The 16,871-nt window shown below is 65.8% G+C and carries 16 protein-coding genes; 5 read left to right on the plus strand and 11 right to left on the minus strand.

All coding sequences use genetic code 11. From position 1 onward, the window contains the following. Positions 1-93: 93 nt before the first annotated feature. The 5 genes from pseC to pseI are packed head-to-tail and all read left to right on the plus strand — an operon-like array spanning position 94 to position 4,529. Positions 94-1,239 carry a UDP-4-amino-4,6-dideoxy-N-acetyl-beta-L-altrosamine transaminase gene (gene pseC / locus JIP62_RS12955; RefSeq protein WP_201102571.1) on the plus strand — a complete coding sequence of 382 codons (1,146 nt, stop codon included), beginning with the start codon at positions 94-96 and terminating at the stop codon, positions 1,237-1,239. Continuing rightward, positions 1,236-1,931 carry a pseudaminic acid cytidylyltransferase gene (gene pseF, locus JIP62_RS12960; RefSeq protein ID WP_201102572.1) on the plus strand — a complete coding sequence of 232 codons (696 nt, stop codon included), beginning with the start codon at positions 1,236-1,238 and terminating at the stop codon, positions 1,929-1,931. Before pseC ends, pseF begins: the two co-directional genes overlap by 4 nt. Next, a complete protein-coding gene (locus JIP62_RS12965; RefSeq protein WP_201102573.1) occupies positions 1,928-2,896 on the plus strand; it encodes a hypothetical protein in 969 nt (322 codons plus the stop codon). Before pseF ends, JIP62_RS12965 begins: the two co-directional genes overlap by 4 nt. A 50-nt stretch (positions 2,897-2,946) precedes the next feature. Further along, positions 2,947-3,507, plus strand: a complete 561-nt coding sequence (gene pseH, locus JIP62_RS12970) for a UDP-4-amino-4,6-dideoxy-N-acetyl-beta-L-altrosamine N-acetyltransferase (protein ID WP_201102574.1) — start codon at positions 2,947-2,949, stop codon at positions 3,505-3,507. Continuing rightward, entirely contained in the window at positions 3,504-4,529 is a 1,026-nt protein-coding gene (pseI, locus tag JIP62_RS12975) for a pseudaminic acid synthase (protein ID WP_201102575.1), read from the plus strand. The genes pseH and pseI overlap by 4 nt, the downstream gene beginning before the upstream one ends. Positions 4,530-4,532: 3 nt before the next feature. Here pseI and pseB read toward each other — a convergent pair whose 3' ends face one another. From pseB to JIP62_RS13030, 11 genes are all read right to left on the minus strand, one after another. Then, positions 4,533-5,534, minus strand: a complete 1,002-nt coding sequence (gene pseB, locus JIP62_RS12980) for a UDP-N-acetylglucosamine 4,6-dehydratase (inverting) (protein WP_201102576.1) — start codon at positions 5,532-5,534, stop codon at positions 4,533-4,535. A gap of 171 nt (positions 5,535-5,705) precedes the next feature. After that, positions 5,706-5,930, minus strand: coding sequence for a hypothetical protein (locus tag JIP62_RS12985; RefSeq protein WP_201102577.1), 225 nt, complete (start codon positions 5,928-5,930; stop codon positions 5,706-5,708). A gap of 118 nt (positions 5,931-6,048) precedes the next feature. Then, entirely contained in the window at positions 6,049-7,311 is a 1,263-nt protein-coding gene (locus JIP62_RS12990) for a tetratricopeptide repeat protein (protein WP_201102578.1), read from the minus strand. Then, complete coding sequence (locus tag JIP62_RS12995) at positions 7,308-9,566, minus strand: GumC family protein (protein ID WP_201102579.1); 2,259 nt, start codon at positions 9,564-9,566, stop codon at positions 7,308-7,310. Before JIP62_RS12995 ends, JIP62_RS12990 begins: the two co-directional genes overlap by 4 nt. A gap of 99 nt (positions 9,567-9,665) precedes the next feature. Beyond that, positions 9,666-10,640, minus strand: coding sequence for a PDZ domain-containing protein (locus JIP62_RS13000; protein ID WP_201102580.1), 975 nt, complete (start codon positions 10,638-10,640; stop codon positions 9,666-9,668). A gap of 21 nt (positions 10,641-10,661) precedes the next feature. Beyond that, positions 10,662-11,354: a polysaccharide biosynthesis/export family protein gene (locus JIP62_RS13005; RefSeq protein ID WP_201102581.1), complete on the minus strand. Its 693-nt coding sequence runs from the start codon at positions 11,352-11,354 to the stop codon at positions 10,662-10,664. Between the two features lie 19 nt (positions 11,355-11,373). After that, positions 11,374-12,168, minus strand: a complete 795-nt coding sequence (locus tag JIP62_RS13010) for a tyrosine-protein phosphatase (RefSeq protein ID WP_201102582.1) — start codon at positions 12,166-12,168, stop codon at positions 11,374-11,376. A gap of 133 nt (positions 12,169-12,301) precedes the next feature. Further along, on the minus strand, positions 12,302-13,624 hold the full coding sequence (locus tag JIP62_RS13015; protein ID WP_201102583.1) for a UDP-glucose dehydrogenase family protein: 1,323 nt from the start codon (positions 13,622-13,624) through the stop codon (positions 12,302-12,304). 31 nt (positions 13,625-13,655) lie between these two features. Further along, positions 13,656-15,116: an O-antigen ligase family protein gene (locus tag JIP62_RS13020; protein ID WP_201102584.1), complete on the minus strand. Its 1,461-nt coding sequence runs from the start codon at positions 15,114-15,116 to the stop codon at positions 13,656-13,658. 2 nt (positions 15,117-15,118) lie between these two features. After that, positions 15,119-16,153, minus strand: coding sequence for a UDP-glucose 4-epimerase GalE (gene galE / locus JIP62_RS13025; RefSeq protein ID WP_201102585.1), 1,035 nt, complete (start codon positions 16,151-16,153; stop codon positions 15,119-15,121). Between the two features lie 28 nt (positions 16,154-16,181). Further along, on the minus strand, positions 16,182-16,859 hold the full coding sequence (locus tag JIP62_RS13030; RefSeq protein WP_201102586.1) for a sugar transferase: 678 nt from the start codon (positions 16,857-16,859) through the stop codon (positions 16,182-16,184). Positions 16,860-16,871: the final 12 nt, after the last annotated feature.

Below are 16,871 nucleotides of genomic sequence, written 5' to 3' on the forward strand. Positions count from 1 at the left end.
TCCTAGACGAGCGGGCCGGGAAGGCCAGTGAAACGACCGGTGCGACTCACGATAGGCTGCCCCCAGAAACCGTCTGATCGGACCCAAGCGCGCGTGACCCAGATTCCCTATGGCCGCCAATGGATCGATGCCGAGGACGAGGCGGCGGTCCTGGCCGCCCTGCGTGCGCCCATGCTGACCCAGGGCCCGGCAACCGACGCCTTCGAGCGTGAGATCGCCGACTATGTCGGGGCTCGCCATGCCGTGGCGGTGTCCAGCGCGACGGCCGGTCTGCACCTGTCGATGATGGCTCTGGACCTGGGGTCAGGCGAGGCGATCACCAGCCCCATCACCTTCGTCGCCACGTCCAACACCATGGTCCAGGTCGGATTGACGCCGGTCTTTGCCGATATCGACCCGGACACCCTGACCCTGTCGCCGTCGGCAGTGGCGGCGGCGATCACGCCCGCCACCCGCCTGCTGGCCCCGGTCCATTTCGCGGGTCTGCCCGCCGACATGACACCGCTGAAGGCGCTGGCCGGCGACCACGGGCTGAAGATCGTCGAGGACGCCGCCCATGCCATAGGTTCGGAGTATGCCGGCGGCGGGCGGGTCGGAAACGGGCTCCATGCGGACCTGACCGTCTTCTCCTTCCACCCGGTCAAGACGATGACGACGGGAGAGGGGGGGGCGATCACCACCAATGATGCCGAACTTTATGAGCGACTGCGGATGCTGCGGTCCCACGGCATTACGCGCGATCCGACGCGGCTGGCGGACCAGCCGGGACCCTGGTGGTACGAACAGCAGGCGATGGGCCTGAACTATCGAATGACGGACATCCAGGCGGCGCTGGGCTCCAGCCAGTTGAAGAAGCTGGATGGCTTCATCGACCGGCGGCTGGCTATCGTGGCCGACTATCGCCGGGCCTTTGCGGGCCTGGACTGGCTGACCCTGCCGCCCGACGCCGGCGACCGGCGCATCGGCTGGCATCTCTTCACCACGCAGTTCGATTTCGAGGCGCTGGGCCAGACGAGGGCCGAGGTGATGGCCACCCTGGCGGCCAGGGGCATCGGCAGTCAGGTCCACTACATCCCCGTGACGCGACAGCCCTGGTACAGAGAGCATCTGGCCACTGATCCCGCTGCCTTCCCCAATGCCGAGGCCTATTACTGCCAGGCCCTGTCCCTGCCGCTCTATGCGGCCATGACCGATGACGACGTAGCCCAGGTGATCGCTGCCGTCCGGGCCCTGGCATGAAGCGGCTGGCCATCATTCCCGCCCGGGGCGGCAGCAAGCGGTTTCCACGCAAGAACATTCGCCACTTCGCCGGGCGGCCGATCATCGGCTGGTCGATCGCCGCAGCCCTGGACAGCGGCCTGTTCGACGCCGTCATGGTCTCGACCGATGACGCCGAGATTGCGGCAGTGGCCGAAGAGGAGGGGGCGTCGGTGCCCTTCCGGCGCAGCCCGGCCACATCGGGGGATCACGCCACCCTGGTCGAGGTGATGGCCGAGGTGGTCGGCGCCTACGCCGACAAGGGGCAGACCTTCGACGCGGTCTGCTGCATCCTGCCCACCGCACCTCTGCTGACGGCCGCGCGACTGGCCGAGGGGGCACAGATGTTCGCCTCGGGCCGTTTCGACAGTGTCTTTGCTCTGGTCGCCTTCCCGGCCCCGGTTCAGCGGGCCTTGCGACGCGACGCGGACGGCATGGCCAGCATGCTGCATCCCGAACACTATGCCAGCCGGTCTCAGGACCTGGAGCCGGCCTATCATGATGCGGGTCAGTTCTACTGGGCTTCGGCGGCGACCTGGCTGTCGCGGGCATCGGTGTTCGCGGGGCGGGCCGGAACCCTGGTCCTGGACCCCATGGAGTCGCAGGATATCGACACCGAGGCGGACTGGCGGCTGGCCGAACTGAAACACCAGTGGCGGAAGACCGGGGCGTGAGCCGGCTGCCATGCCTGGTCATCCTGACCGAGGGGGACGCAGCGCGGGGCCTGGGTCATGTCGTGCGCTGCTCAGCCTATGGCCAGGGGTGGCGCGCACGGGGCGGTGAGGTGCGCTGGATCCTAGACGGAGACGATCGGGCAGCCGGTGTGGCGGCGGAGACAGGTCCGGTGCGGCGACAGCCCTGGCAGAGCGGCCCTCTGCCCGACATCGCGCCAGATGAAGTCGCCCTGGTCGATTCCTATGCGCTTTCACAGGATCTGGCCGAGGGTGTGCTGGGCCGCGCGCAGCAGACCGTCTTCATCGATGATCTGGGCTCTCTGGCCTATCCGGGCGGGCTGGTGGTCAGCCCCGCCGTGCAGAGGGCGGACCGGGCGGGAGCGGCCGAATGGCTGATGGGGCCGCGCTGGCAACCGCTGAGACCGGCCTTCAGGATTGTGCCGAAACGCACGGCGGTGTCGGACCAAGTACGGCGAGTGCTGGTGAGCCTGGGCGGGACAGATGTCCGCAGTCTGAGCGCACGGGTGGTCTCTGTCGTGCGCCGCCTCCTGCCGGAGGCGGCCATCGACGTCTTGGGGCCTGCACCGGCGGAGCCCGGCGTGATAGCCTACCTGGATCGTGACGCCGCCGCAGTCGCGCGATTGATGGCCCAGGCCGATCTGGCCATCAGTGCGGGAGGTCAGACGATCTTCGAGCTGGCGGCCTGCGGAACGCCGACGGTGATGATCGCTGTGGCAGCAAACCAGGCGGCCAACCTGGCGCTGTGGCCCTCGCTGGCCGGCTTCGAGGCGGCCGGGGCGTGGGACGATCCGGACCTGGACCAGCAGGTTGCGCGCGCGGTGGTGGCCCTGGCCCCCTCGGCGCGGCGCGCTGGCATCACCGCACGCGCCCAGCAGGCCGTCGATGGTGGCGGTGTCGATCGCCTGCTGGACCGGCTGACAGAGGCAGTCCCCACGCTTCGTTAACCCTGGCGGGATTCAATGCGCGAGGCGGTGACCGCCGAAAGGATTTCGCCTTGCCCCGTCTGGCCGACTGCGCCCTCAAGCCCCTGACCCTCGCCGATGGCGATCGCGTTCTGGCCTGGCGCAACCAGGACCGGGTGCGGGCCAATATGTACACCGACCACGTCATTGCCCCTGCCGAACACGCCCTCTGGCTGGAGCGGGCCCTGGCGGACGAGCGGGCGGCTTATCGCATCTTCGAGCATCAGGGACGGCCCATCGGCTTTGTCTCCTTCACCGACATCCGGCGCGAGCATGGACGTTGCACCTGGGCCTTTTATCTGGGCGAGGCCGACGCCCCGCGGGGCTCTGGAGCGGCGATGGAGTATCTGGCCCTGGACGAGGTCTTCGGTCCGCTTGGGCTCGAAAAGCTGTGCTGCGAGGTCTTTGTGTTCAATGCGGCGGTGATCCGGCTGCATCACCGGTTCGGCTTCGTCGAGGAGGGGCGATTTGTCCGCCACTACCGGAAGGACGGCGAGATGAAAGACATCGTGGCCCTGGCCCGGTTCGCTGAAGGGTGGGCCGATGATCGCCAGCGCCTGGCCCCGGTCGTGTTCGAGGAGGCCGCCGTATGAGCTTCGCCTGGCCCGACCGCGTCTTCATGGTCGCCGAACTGTCGGCCAATCACGGAGGGTCGCTGGAGGTCTGCCTGGACACGGTGCGGGCGGCGGCGGCCGCTGGCGCGGATGCGATCAAGCTGCAGACCTATACGCCCGACACGATCACCCTGGACTGCGACAGCCCCTCGTTTCGCATCGGTGGCGGCACCTTGTGGGACGGACGGACCCTGCATGATCTGTATGCAGAGGCGATGACGCCGTGGGAATGGCATGCGCCGATCCAGGCAGAGGCCGAGCGCAACGGTCTGGCCTTCTTTTCCTCGCCCTTCGACGCGACGGCGGTAGACTTTCTGGACGGCCTGGGCGTGCCGATGTTCAAGATCGCCTCGTTCGAGATCGACGACATCCCCCTGATCGAGCATGCGGCGTCCAAGGGGCGGCCGATGGTGATATCGACCGGCATAGCGGGCCTGGGTCAGATCGAGGAAGCGGTGTCGGCCTGCCGGCGGATGGGGGCCGAGGACATCACTCTGTTGAAATGCACCTCGGCCTATCCGGCAGATCCGGCAGATGCGGATTTGCGGACCATTCCCAGCCTGGCCGAGACCTTCGGCTGCAAAGCTGGCCTGTCGGACCATACGACCAATCCGGCGGTGGCGATCGCGGCAGTGGCCCTGGGTGCCTGTATGATCGAGAAACACTTCATCCTCGACAGGGCCATCGGCGGGCCGGACGCCAGTTTTTCCCTGACGCCAGAGGAATTCTCCACCCTGGTTGACGGGGTGCGCGTGGCCGAGGCCGCATTGGGTCAGGTGCGCTATGGCCCCAGGGGGCAGGCCGCCTCCAATGCGCGCTATGGCCGGTCGTTGTTCATCGCCGCAGACGTCGCGGCGGGTGAGGCGCTTACGCCGGACAATCTGAGATCGGTACGCCCCGGTGAAGGGCTGCACCCGCGCCATTACCGCGAGCTGCTGGGTCGGCGACTGCGCGTGCCAGCGGCCAAGGGCACGCCGATGAACTGGTCACTGCTGGAGTAGGGCCTAGCTACCCGCCTGTGCGTTGAAGGCCCTCAGCGTCTCGACGTCCAGAACCTCCGGATTGGTGCCGGAGTTATATTCGAACCCGGACGGCACAAGCGTGCCCCGCTCGCCCAGGGCATTGACCGAATAGTCCATGTCAGCATGGAAGAAGCGGATGGACGGCGCGATCACATAGTGGTCGTCGAAGCCATAGGTCAGGTGGGAATCGTCGGCCGGGCACATGATCTCGTGCAGCTTCTCGCCGGGTCGGATGCCGATCACATGGGTGGGATGGTCCGGTGCCATGGCCTCGGCCAAATCCAGGATCCGGACGGTGGGGATGCGGGGAATAAAGATCTCGCCGCCGCGCATCCGTTCGAAATTCTTCAGCACGAAGTCGACGCCCTGTTCCAGCGAGATCCAGAAGCGCGTCATCCGCGGATCTGTGATGGGCAGGGAAGGGGCTCCATCGGCGATCAGTTTCGCGAAGAAGGGCACGACCGAGCCCCGCGAGCCCACCACATTGCCATAGCGCACAACCGAGAAGCGCGTCTGGCGCCCTCCGGCCATGTTGTTGGCGGCGACAAACAGCTTGTCCGAGCAGAGCTTGGTGGCTCCGTACAGATTGATCGGATTGGCCGCCTTGTCGGTGGACAGGGCGATGACCCGGTCGACGTTGTTTTCCAGGGCGGCGGCAATGACGTTTTCAGCGCCGTTGACGTTGGTGCGGATACATTCGGTCGGATTGTATTCCGATGCCGGCACCTGCTTCATGGCCGCGGCATGGATGATGAAGTCGACGTCGCGTGTCGCCTGGATCAGGCGTTCCTTGTCACGCACATCGCCCAGAAAATAGCGCATGCAGGGGTCGTTGAACGCCTGCTGCATCTCGAACTGCTTCAGCTCGTCGCGCGAATAGACGATCAGCCGACGCGGGCGATAGGTCTGCAGAATACGGCGGACATACATCTTGCCGAACGAGCCGGAGCCGCCGGTGATGAGGATGGATTTCTGGTCGAACATGCCGGTCGCCTCGGGCGGAACTGACCCGCACTATTCGACGATTCGGGGCCGGCTGCCGAATGGCGATCTGGCCAGGTACTGAACGCAAAAAACCGGATGCAAGACGATCAGTCCTGCATCCGGCTTATTGTCAGCCAAACCGCGACCTAATGGGCCGCGATGTCGAAAATCTTAGGCGCTTTCAGCGTCGTCGTCGGAAACGACGGCGATGGTGCCGATCAGGACAGCGCCGCCGATCAGCAGAACGGGCAGCGGAATGCCAGCGAATTCGCTGGAAGCATCGGCGGTCGCGCCGATACGGTCACCCACGCGAACGGTGGTGGAAGCGCCAGCGGCGGCGGCTTGGCCGGCAACGAGCAACAGGCCAGCGGCAACGGCAACGACGGACTTACGCATGATAATCCCCTTAGCTTAAGAGCCGCGAGCTGTTACCCGCGCACCAATCTAGAACTCTTCTAATCCGGCACAGTTTCCAAAGCAAGGAAAATTGCCGCAGTGCGGAAAAGTCCGCTGCCTATGGCACCCGGCTGCGAGCGACCATGACATCGTCCAGCCAAACGGCGACAGCGGTTCTGCGGTCACCTGGGCGGGTTACGAGCCGAAGCCATTGGGCCGTGCAGCCAGCATTTGGCACGGTGAATTCGGACTCAAGGGCGGTCCAGCCTGAGGCCTGGGTACCGGCCACGACAATCCGCTGATCGGCGAGGGGCTGCGGACGTTCAACGCAGCGGATCTGCCACGACAGCCGAGAATCGGGCCCACCGGACTCGAGTCGATACTGGCTCGTCAGGCGATAGGCGCCAGGAGACAGCAGCAGAAGCTGCTCGACCGCAGCACCGGAGCCGAATCCGTCATAGGTCACGCGCAGGGCCTGATTGCCGGTGCGGATCTCGTCTTCAATCACCTCTGCCGACAGTCCAGCGGTCGAAAGCAGCGTCATCGCGAAAGGCTTGATCTCGGTTCCGGGCGAAAAGTCGCCGCCGACCACGAACCGGGTCACAGGCGGCCTTGCGATGGCCGTACGCAGGACGGCTATGGCCTCGAACTGATTCTGGCGCACCCACAGGTCGTAAATCTCGGCCAATTCCGAATCGCTCAGCCGCCCAGGTGTCTGTTCCAGACCTGCCACGAGCGTGGCGGTCAGGGATTCGGTGCCCGGACGGCGCTGGAGGGCGTTAAAGAACTCACGATCCCAAGGCGGTGCTGTGGCCAGAAGGTTTCGAAGCGGGGCCAGGGCGCGGGGGTCCTGGCTCGCTGCGGTCATCAGCAGATTGAAGACTTCGGCCTGCGCAACGCCTCGCCGCGCGAGCGCGTCAGCGTGGGCGAAGGACGAGGCGTAGTCACCGACGCGGAGCCGCCGGTCGACCAGCCAGCCGTGGCTGGGCGTGTCCCGAAGACTCCAGTTCCCTGCCAGGGTCAGGATGTCGTCGGCAGCGACGACGTCACCTTCCGCCGCTGTGACCAACCCGAGCGTCCGCAGGGCCTTGATGGTGAACGGAGCGCGGGTCAGGGCGTCTGCGGCCAGATCGCGCGCATTGTCCGGTCGACCGGCCGCCAGCTCGATTTCGGCCGAGCGAGCCAGGACAGCGGGCGAGGAGGGGGCTGCGCGCAGCGCAAGCTCGGGCGGGGCTCTTTGCGCGACCGGAGCCACCACGATCTGCCAACCCAGCCAGATCGCGGCCGGAATCAGCAGATAGCCAAGCCAATTACCGACCGACGGTCCGCGCACGGACGATCGGTCGGCCGACGGAGCGGCGGTCTGGCCGCCCCCGGTCACTTGGGCTTCTTGTCCGTGGTCGGAACGTCGGGGTCGGCCCCGTAGGTGTAGTCGTAGGCGTAGTCGTAGCCGCCATACGGCGTGGCGGTGGCGTTGAACTTGGTCAGAACCACGCCCAGCACCTGGCCATGGACCATCGACAGACGCTTCATCGCCCCCTTGGCCTGAGCCCGGCGGGTGTTGCGCGATTCCAGCACGAACAGGGTGCTGCCGACCGTGGCTGCCAGAAGCGGAGCGTCCGCGAAGCCGAGCACGGGCGGGCCGTCGATGACGATGTGGTCGAACTCCTGCAGAGCGTGATGCAGGGTCTCGCGCAGACGCTCTCCTCCCCACAGCTCCGCCGGGTTGGGCGGCAGAGGTCCGCAGGAGATGAAGAACAGGTTCTCGTGCGAGGTCTTGCGCACGACCTGGGGTAGGGTCGCCCCGCCGGACAGCAGGCTGCTCATGCCCTGGCTGTTCTCGATGCCGATCAGGCGGTGCATCGAGGGATTCCGCAGGTCGCCATCGGCCAGCAGTACCCGTTTACCGATACGGGCCAGGTTCAAGGCGACGGCATAGGCCGTGGTCGACTTGCCTTCGCCCGGCCGGGAACTGGTGACCAGCATCACCGGCGGCGCTCCATCGGGCGTGGAGAACTGCAGGGCGGTTCGCAGCGAGTAGTAGGCCTCCGAGAACCCGGATCGAATATCGTTCAGCGCGGTCAGCGCCGTCTCCCCCTTGGTCAGCAGGGGAACGATACCCAGAACCGGCAGGCCCAGCTTGCGCTCGACATCGTCGGGGGTGGCGATGCTCTCGTCCAGCATCTCGATGACCAGGGCTGCGGCGACGCCCAGGCCGATACCCAGCAGAAGGGCCATCAACAGATTGATGGTCATGTCCGGCTTGGACGGAGCGCCCGGGGGCATGGCCATGTCGATGACCGAGATGTTGTTGGTGGTGACCCCGCCGGTGACGCCGACTTCCTTGTAGCGTTGCAGCAGGCCGTCATACAGCGTCCGGCTGGTGTCCAGCTCGCGCTGCAGGATGTTGTACTGGATGCTGCGGTCCCGCAGATCCAGCACGTCGCCGGTCAGACCGTTCACCTGGGCCTGGAGCGATCTTTCCTGATTGGATGCGATCTCGAACTGGGCGCGGATGGAGTCGCGGATGCTGGTGGCCAGGGCGTTGATCTGGCCTTCCAGTTCGTCGATCCGCGAGCGCAGCTGAACCATTTCGGGATAGTCGGGCTGATAGACCGCCAGCTTTTGCTGATACTCGGCATCCAGCTGTGAACGCTGCTCGCTAAGGCGCTGGATCGAGGTGTTCTGCAGAACATCGGGGATGCTCATCAGCGGCGCACTGCGCGCCTGGCGCCATTTTTCCTCGGCCGCAACGCGGGCTGCGCGGGCATCGGCCAGAGCCGAGTTGATGGCGACCAGGTTGTTCGCGGCCAGCGACTGGCCACCGCCGCCCTCGGCACCGGGCTCGGTGATGTTGATGATCTGCTGACCAGAGGCATATTCGACCAGCGTGCGCTCGGTCTCTTCCAGCTTGGCCTTGGTCTGGGCGATCTGCTGCTCCAGGAACTCGCGCACATAGGAGGAGGACTCGAACTTCCGCTCAAGGCTGGCCTGGATGAAGTTCTCGGCAAAGGCATTGGCGACCTGGGCCGCCAGCTGGGGATCCGGGCTGTTGAAGCTGATCGTCACCAGTCGTGATCCACGGACCGGGGCCACGCTCAGGTTGGCGCGCAGCAGACCGACGACGCGCCGACGGCGCTGGGCCGTGCGCTCGGCCGCATTGCCTTCCTCGACCGAGGGGGCCTCGCCGCCCATTCGAGTGATGAAGTCATTGGAGTTGGCCAGACCCATGCTGTCGGCGACACGCTCGGCCAGCGAGCGGCTGCGCAGCAGTCCGTACTGGGTCTCGAAGAATTCGACGCCGTTGACCAGATTGTCGCGCGGGGCCGCCTCGGTGCCATTGCCCAGCACCTGTTGGGTCTCACGGTCGATCTGGATCGTGGCCTTGGCCGTATAGATCGGCGTCATCAGCAGGGTGGCCGCCAGACCGATGATCAGGGCCGCGACGATGGCCCCGCCGATCAGAAAGCGATGACGCAGCAGGATGCCGATGTAGCGCCCAATGTCGAAGCCGTTTTCCTCGACCGCTGCACCCTGGCTGCGGAGCGCGCTCAGGTCCCCGCCCTCGTTGCCCTGCCTTTGGGGTCCACCGCTACGCGGTCCAGCAAAGCCGTCGCCGTGCATATCAATTTCCATAGTGAGTGTCGGCCCCCGCTCCGGGCCATACTGTTGAGCCCAGATAGCGCATAGATGCACCGCAGGCGACCCGCTTGAGGCAATAATCGGAGGCTGTGGTCACGGCGTGAGCGGACGATCGGCGGCGCGGAGGGATTCGATCTCGATCACCACCGCTTCCAGGGCCTGCGCGCGAGCCGGAGCCGAGGCGTGGCCCCATTGCGGATAACGCAACTGCCAGTGGTCCTGGGCCAGTCGGCGAAGGAAGGCGGGCACTGTGCCAACGTCGTATCCGGCCCGGGCCATCAGGAACAGGCCGACCCGGTCGGCCACGTTTTCGGACTGCTCGATCCGCCAGGGGGCCAGGTTCATTCCCCGTATCTGGGCCGGATGTCCCAAAATGTTGTGGGCCAGTTCATGGCTGAGAACGAAGGCCAGCGCATCCGGCGTTTCGGCATAGGCAGCGAAGGCCGAGGATATGAACACCCGGCGCCCATCCGCGCGCGCCCGAATATCGGGAGAGGAATCGACCTGGGTCTCGTACGGACAGGCCAGGACGGGCGTCAGCACCGTCGTCAACGTCGTGCCTTGCCTCTGAACCGTGAGACGGACGGGCTCGCCATCCGCCATTGCTGCGTCCAGGGTTTCCAGATTTCGGGCCAGGTCGTCGTAGCCGGCGCGCGTCTGATCGCGGGCGGCCTGCATCGGCATATCATCGACCGCAGTGATCAGATCTCCGACCTGCAGGCCGGCCACAGCGGCGGGCGATCCGTCGACCACGACCGAGACGCCAGGCAAGGCTCCGTCGAGCCCGAGCAGACGCTCGGCCTCGTGACGCAGGTCGCCGCTGTACTGGCTGGCGGAGTGCAGCAACCAGCCGGCCTTGGGTGCAGGGCTGGGGCACAGCTCGACATTGGCGAGGGCCAGGTTAAAGGCGACCTCGGTCACGCGCCGGTCAAGGGCAATGAGGGTCTGGAGGCGCTGCGTCGGTGCCTGGACGGCCGCCTCTTGGGATGACCGGGTTGCCGCGCTGCATCCGCAAAGCGCGCCGGCCAGCAGAACGACACCAAGGGCTTGGGGGCGAAGGTCAATCATCCCCACAAAGCCCTTCAAAAATCAGAAGCCCCGGAAAACGCCGAGAACGGGAACCGCGCCCAGCACATCGCGGAAGAAGGCGTTCACACGCGAACGATCGACCACGATCACGTCGTCGCCCAGGATCACGGGATCTTCGGCCGTGCCGTTGCGGATGGCGGCGAGGTCGAACACGGCGACCATCCGCTGACCGCCCTGGGTGCGGAAGATGGCGACACTGTTCAGGTCCGCCGTGGGTGTCGGGCCCTTGGCCATGGCGATGGCCTGAACCAGGGTGGTGCGGCCCCGCATCTCGAACACGCCAGGGGCGGCGACGTCGCCATCGACGGTAACCTTCTGGCTGGCGGCCTCGGTCACGGTGACAGTCACCTGCGGGTTACGCAGATAGCGATCGGCCAGACGGGCGCGGATGTCCTCGGACAGTTCATTCGGTGTCCGTCCGGCAGCGCGGACGGCGCCGATCAGCGGCATCTGGATGTTGCCCGAAGCATCGACCCGCAGGGCGGCGAACGAAAGGTCGGGCACCTGGAAGACGGACACGCTGAGCAGATCGGTGCCTCCGATCCGGTAGTCGTCGCCCTCGCTGACGATGGATTGCACCTGCATCGCATCGGCTCCGATCTCAGTCGCCGCAGTCACGGTGGCGATGTTGCGATCATTGGAGACGCAGGCCGCCAGGGTGCCGAGAAGGAGAACGAAAAGAAGATTGCGCATGGTGTGTTCGGTTCCGAATCTAGGCCGCCCTGAAAAGGCGTTGCAGAAAGCCCGCCTTGGCCACCGGGCGTTCAACGCCGACAGCTGCAGGCACACTCGACGGCGATGCATTGTCTAATACAGCACGCGGGCGTGTCGTCACCATGTCCAGTGCGGCTTGTTCACCCAGCCGTTCGGCGACGGCTTCCACGGCCTGGGACAGAACGCAGGGGCGGCTACGCAGATTGTGCGCGTCCGTCGCCAGAATATGGACCAGACCCTCGTCCAACATCCGTTCGGACCAGTAGAGCGGACCCTTGCCGAACCGGCCGGTCACGGAGGCGGCTGTCAGCTGCATCCACGCCCCGGCCTGGGCCAGCTGGACCATCATGGCATAGTTCTCATCGATCCAGCGCAGCCGCTCCGGATGGGTGATGATCGGCTGATAGCCGGCGGCCATGGCGTCGAATACCGCTTCGGCCATGCGCGGAGGCGCCAGGTTGTGCGGCGGCTCGAACAGAAAATATCGACTGTCGGCGAGGGTCAGCTTTTCGCCGGACTTCAGTCCCGACACAAGGTCGGTGGTCAGGTGGACATCGGCACCCGTAACCAGCTGAAGAGGGATACCCTCATCATCCAGAACCGCCTGGAGGGCCTTCACCCGCTCGCGGATGTCGGGGCCGGTATTTTCGTAATAGCCGGGCATGATGTGCGGGGTGCATGCCGTGATGGTGATCCCGTCCGCGACCGCCCGCTGGGCCATGGCCAGCGAAACCTCATAGTCAGGGGCACCGTCGTCGATGCCCGGCAGGATATGGCAATGCAGGTCAATCATGCACCGAACTCACCCACTGCAGCCGTCGTACGTCAAGCGCACTATGACCTATAACGTCCAAGGCGGACAGACCCGTCGTTTTGCAGTGCACAAGACGACGGATAGCCCTGATGCCCCAGATTATTGACCGCAATCAGGCGCGTCCGATGGAGTGGTAGTCAAAGCCGCGCGCCCGCATGTCCTCGGGCCGATAGACGTTGCGCAGGTCGACGATGACCGACCCCTTGGCCAGAGACTTGACCCGGTCCAGGTCCAGGGCGCGGAAGGGGTCCCATTCGGTGACGATGACCACGGCATCGGCACCCTCGATCGCTTCATAGGGGCCTTCGACGAAGGTCAGGCCGGTCAGCATCTTGGCCGCTTCTTCCATGCCCTCGGGATCGAAGGCCTTGACCGCGGCACCGCGCGAAATCAGGCCGGGGACCAGGTCCAGTGCCGGGCTGTCGCGCATATCGTCCGTGTTCGGTTTGAACGTCAGGCCCAGCAAGGCGACGGTCTTGCCGGTCAGGTCGCCGCCCAGAGCCGCCTCGACCCGTCCGGCCATGGCCTTCTTGCGGGCGTCGTTGACTTCGACAGTCGTCTCGACCAGGCGGACGGGGCTGCCGGCATCGGTCGCGGTACGCACCAGGGCCAGGGTGTCCTTGGGGAAGCAGGAGCCGCCATAGCCGGGTCCGGCGTGCAGGAATTTCGAGCCGATCCGGTTGTCCAGGCCGATGCCGCGCGCAACCTGCTGAACGTCGGCACCGACGGCCTCGCACAGGTCGGCCATCTCGTTGATGAAGGTGATCTTCATCGCCAGGAAGGCGTTTGCGGCATATTTGATCAGTTCAGACGTCCGCCGTCCGACGAACAGCAGGGGGCTCTCGTTCAGGTTCAGCGGACGATAGATTTCGGTCATCACCGCCTTGGCGCGAGCCCCGGTTTCGCCGTCCATGTCATTGATGCCGATCACCACGCGGTCGGGACGCTTGAAGTCGCCGATGGCGGCCCCTTCGCGCAGGAACTCGGGGTTGGAGACGACGGCGAATTGGGCGTCGGGACGGCGCTCGCGGATGATCCGTTCGATCTCGTCACCCGTGCCGACCGGGACGGTCGATTTGGTGACGATGACCGTAAAGCCTTCGATCAGGCCGGCAATCTCTTCGGCGGCGGCATAGACATAGGACAGATCCGCATGGCCGTCGCCACGGCGCGAAGGCGTGCCGACGCCGATGAAGACCGCATCGGCGCTGCGGATCGCCTCGGAACCGTCCAGAGCGAAGAAAAGCCGTCCGTCGCGCACATTGGCGGCAACCAGATCGTCCAGGCCCGGCTCAAAGATCGGAATCTCGCCCTTTTCCAGTCGGTCGATCTTGCTGGGATCCTTGTCCACGCAGGTCACGACGTGTCCGAAGTCGGCGAAACAGGCCCCCGAAACCAGGCCCACATAGCCGGTGCCGATCATCGCTACGCGCATCAGTAAATCCCCATCTTGTCGCGCCGCCCCCTTAGCGGGACGGATCGACCTTGGCCAGTGAATGCGGCGTGTCCATTCGCCTTGCCGCCGAACCGGGCGCAGTGCGTCCCAGTTCAAGGAGGGCGCAGCAAAGCGCGAACAGCACCGAAATGGTGAGTGTACGGAGCGGATAGTCCGCCCCCGAATGCAGCAGGATCACCAGGACGGCGGTGCCACCGGCGCGGGCCAGGTCGCCAGTGCCGCCAGCGGGGGCGGTCCACGCGGCCCAGGTACGCTTGGCGAACCACACCAGAAATCCGGCCAAGGCCGCCATACCGAGCCAGCCGGTCTCCAGCAGGATTTCAAGGTAATCGTTGTGCGCCTGGTTGAAATAGGTCCCGTCGAGGCGCTGCAGCGGCTCGAAGGATCGATAGACCGGATCGAATGATCCCAGACCCGAACCGACCGGCAGATAGGCCTCGGCCGCCTGGATCACGGTGGGCCAGTCCTCGAACCGGCCCTCTGGTGCCCCGCCCGTATCGAAAGCAGCCATGATCGGCACAATGGCAAAGATGCCCAGGGCCAGGACGGCTGCGGCACCTGCGGCCGTCAGGGCCAGAAGCACCGGGCTGGGACGCCCCCGGCCCGAGCTTACCCACGCGGCCAGCAGCCCCAGTGCCATGGCGATGGGCAGCAGCAGAATGCCGGCGCGTGACCGCACGGCCCCCAGGGCAATCACCATCAGCACGACATAGAGAAGGCCCAGCCACACGGCCGGCGGTATGCGGCCCTGCGGCTGCCCGCGCCGCTGCGACTGACGAAAGGCCGCAGCCGCGAGCACGGCTGCCAGGGGCAGGGTCGCGGCGCAGTAGGTGGCCAGATGGTTGCGGTTGGCGAACAGGCCGGAAATGACCTCGCTGCTGGTCCAGTTCCAGGGATAGAGGGCGCGAGCCCCGCCGGTGGCACCCTGCAGCGCCGCCAGAACAATGCCCGCCACGCTGCCCGCCAGCACGATCCAGATCAGACGTTGCCGCCAGACCGGATCAAGGGTCAGCACGGCCAAGAACATGGCCGCCGGAGGCAGCACTCCCAGGAAGGCGGCCCAGGTCTGATCCGGTGTCAGCGAAAGCGGTGACCAGCCGGGTGTGAGCCCCGTCAGTTCCAGCGCCAGCACAGCCGAATCCCGTCCGGGCAAGCCGGTCCAGACGGACGGCGGCAGTGGAATCAGCTGGATCAGGGGAATGGCCAGGGCAGCGCACAGAAGGGCGACCGAGAACCGGTGCTGCGACCAGAGGCCGGTCTTCACGAAGGTCTCTATGGCCATGACCAGAGCGGGCAGGGCGGCCAGCTGAATCAGGGCAATCCGCAACGCATTGGTGCGGCTTGCGCCGCCGAACAGAATGGCCATGGCCAGCAGGACCAAGGTCGCCAGGGCAGCCCAGGGCAGGGCGGCCCCCGACGCAACCGTGCGTGATCGCGGTGCCGATCGCACCCGGCCGCGGGATGGGCTCATACTCATGCCGGAAGCCGGTCCTTGGATGCGCTGGCCGCGCGATCCCGCTCGGCGGTGTGCCAGGCCAGGGCGCTGGCGACGATGTCGTGCAGGCTGCGCTGTGGCTTCCAGCCCAGAACGGTCTCGCACCGTGTCCCATTGGCAACCAGCATGGGCGCATCGCCTTGGCGGCGTCCGACCACTTCGACCGGAAACGGCTTGCCCGTCACGGCTTCGACCGCAGTCAGCAGTTCGCGCACCGAGGTGCCGTTGCCAGTGCCCAGGTTGAAGCTGGTGGTGACCCCGCCCTCCAGCAGATACCGCAGGGCGCGAACATGGGCGTCAGCCAGATCGCTGACGTGGACATAGTCCCGGATGGCGGTGCCGTCCCGGGTGTCATAGTCGTCGCCGAACAGCTTGAAGCCGGATCGTTGTCCCAGCACCGCCTGCAAGGCCAGGGGAATGGCGTGGGTCTCTGGCTCGTGTCGTTCGCCGATACGGCCCTGTTCGTCCGCGCCCGCCGCATTGAAGTAGCGCAGCGAAACCGACCGCAGGCCGGAATAGCGCTCATAGTCGGCCAGCATCTGCTCGACGATCAGCTTGCTGCGTCCATAGGGATTGAGAGGCTGCTGGGGATGGTCCTCGCCCATCGGCATCTGGACCGGAGCGCCGAAGGTCGCACAGGTGGACGAAAACACCATCGCCCCGATACCGGCAGCGCGAGCCGCCTCGATCAGGGTGATCGTGCCCCCGACGTTGTTGTCATAGAAGCGACCGGGGTGAAGCACCGATTCCCCGACCTCGATAAGGGCGGCGAAATGCAGGATGGCCAGCGGCTTGTGGGCGGCCAGAACCTGATCCAATCGTTCGCGATCGCGAATGTCGCCGACCTCGAGCGGCCCCCATTGAACGAAGGCGGCGTGGCCATTGGTCAGGTTGTCATAGACGACGGGTCGAAAACCGGCCTCATGCAGGGCCAGACAGACGTGTGAGCCAACATAGCCAGCGCCGCCGGTCACCAGCACAACTGGGCCAACAACCGGGCCTGCTTCAGTCATCCGTCGCTCCCAGAGCCGAGCCAGGCGTTCAATAGACGCCGTTGCGGCTGAACACGGCGGGAACAGTCAGGATCAGGATCGTCAGATACAGGCTGACCGACTGCGATCGGACGAAGGCGACATCCAGGGCGACGCGGCGGCGATAGCTGACGTCATTGCGGCCCATCACCTGCCATAGGCCGGTAATGCCGGGGCGGACGGCGCAATACTCGCGGAAATAGCGGCCATAGCGAAGCGCTTCGGCCTGAACCACCGGCCGCGGTCCGACCAGAGACATCTCGCCGCGCAGAACATTGATCAGCTGCGGCAGCTCGTCGATGCTCGACTTGCGCAGGAAATGGCCCAGCCAGGTGATGCGGGGGTCATTGCGCAGCTTGTGGTCAGCTTCCCACTCGGCGCGGGCAGCCGGATCGCGAGCCAGAAGGGCTGCCAGCCTCTGTTCGGCATTGACGACCATGCTGCGGAATTTCCAGCACCGGAACAGTCGGCCGTCGCGCCCGATGCGCATGTGGCCGAACAGGATAGGGCCCCCGTCCTGAAGCTTGATGGCCACCGCGACGATCACTGCAAACGGCAGAAGGATGGCCAGTGCCACCAGGCACACGACGACGTCGATCGCGCGCGTCACGCGATCGGCCGAAGTCGCGACAGCGCGGCTGCTGCGTGCAGGCGAAACCCCCTCCATGATCGCGTCAGCCGTCACCATGATCGACCCTTG

Origin of the sequence: Brevundimonas vitisensis, from assembly GCF_016656965.1 — a bacterium.
Taxonomy (GTDB): Bacteria; Pseudomonadota; Alphaproteobacteria; order Caulobacterales; family Caulobacteraceae; genus Brevundimonas; species Brevundimonas vitisensis.

Bases quoted from the DNA above. Each gene is read 5' to 3' on its own strand.
- JIP62_RS13010 (WP_201102582.1), bottom strand. From the start codon at position 12,168: ATGATTGACCTGCATTGCCATATCCTGCCGGGCATCGACGACGGTGCC.
- pseF (WP_201102572.1), top strand. From the start codon at position 1,236: ATGAAGCGGCTGGCCATCATTCCCGCCCGGGGCGGCAGCAAGCGGTTT.
- JIP62_RS13015 (WP_201102583.1), bottom strand. From the start codon at position 13,624: ATGCGCGTAGCGATGATCGGCACCGGCTATGTGGGCCTGGTTTCGGGG.
- JIP62_RS13030 (WP_201102586.1), bottom strand. From the start codon at position 16,859: ATGGTGACGGCTGACGCGATCATGGAGGGGGTTTCGCCTGCACGCAGC.
- JIP62_RS12995 (WP_201102579.1), bottom strand. From the start codon at position 9,566: ATGGAAATTGATATGCACGGCGACGGCTTTGCTGGACCGCGTAGCGGT.
- JIP62_RS13005 (WP_201102581.1), bottom strand. From the start codon at position 11,354: ATGCGCAATCTTCTTTTCGTTCTCCTTCTCGGCACCCTGGCGGCCTGC.
- pseB (WP_201102576.1), bottom strand. From the start codon at position 5,534: ATGTTCGACCAGAAATCCATCCTCATCACCGGCGGCTCCGGCTCGTTC.
- galE (WP_201102585.1), bottom strand. From the start codon at position 16,153: ATGACTGAAGCAGGCCCGGTTGTTGGCCCAGTTGTGCTGGTGACCGGC.
- pseI (WP_201102575.1), top strand. From the start codon at position 3,504: ATGAGCTTCGCCTGGCCCGACCGCGTCTTCATGGTCGCCGAACTGTCG.
- JIP62_RS13000 (WP_201102580.1), bottom strand. From the start codon at position 10,640: ATGATTGACCTTCGCCCCCAAGCCCTTGGTGTCGTTCTGCTGGCCGGC.
- JIP62_RS13020 (WP_201102584.1), bottom strand. From the start codon at position 15,116: ATGAGCCCATCCCGCGGCCGGGTGCGATCGGCACCGCGATCACGCACG.
- JIP62_RS12985 (WP_201102577.1), bottom strand. From the start codon at position 5,930: ATGCGTAAGTCCGTCGTTGCCGTTGCCGCTGGCCTGTTGCTCGTTGCC.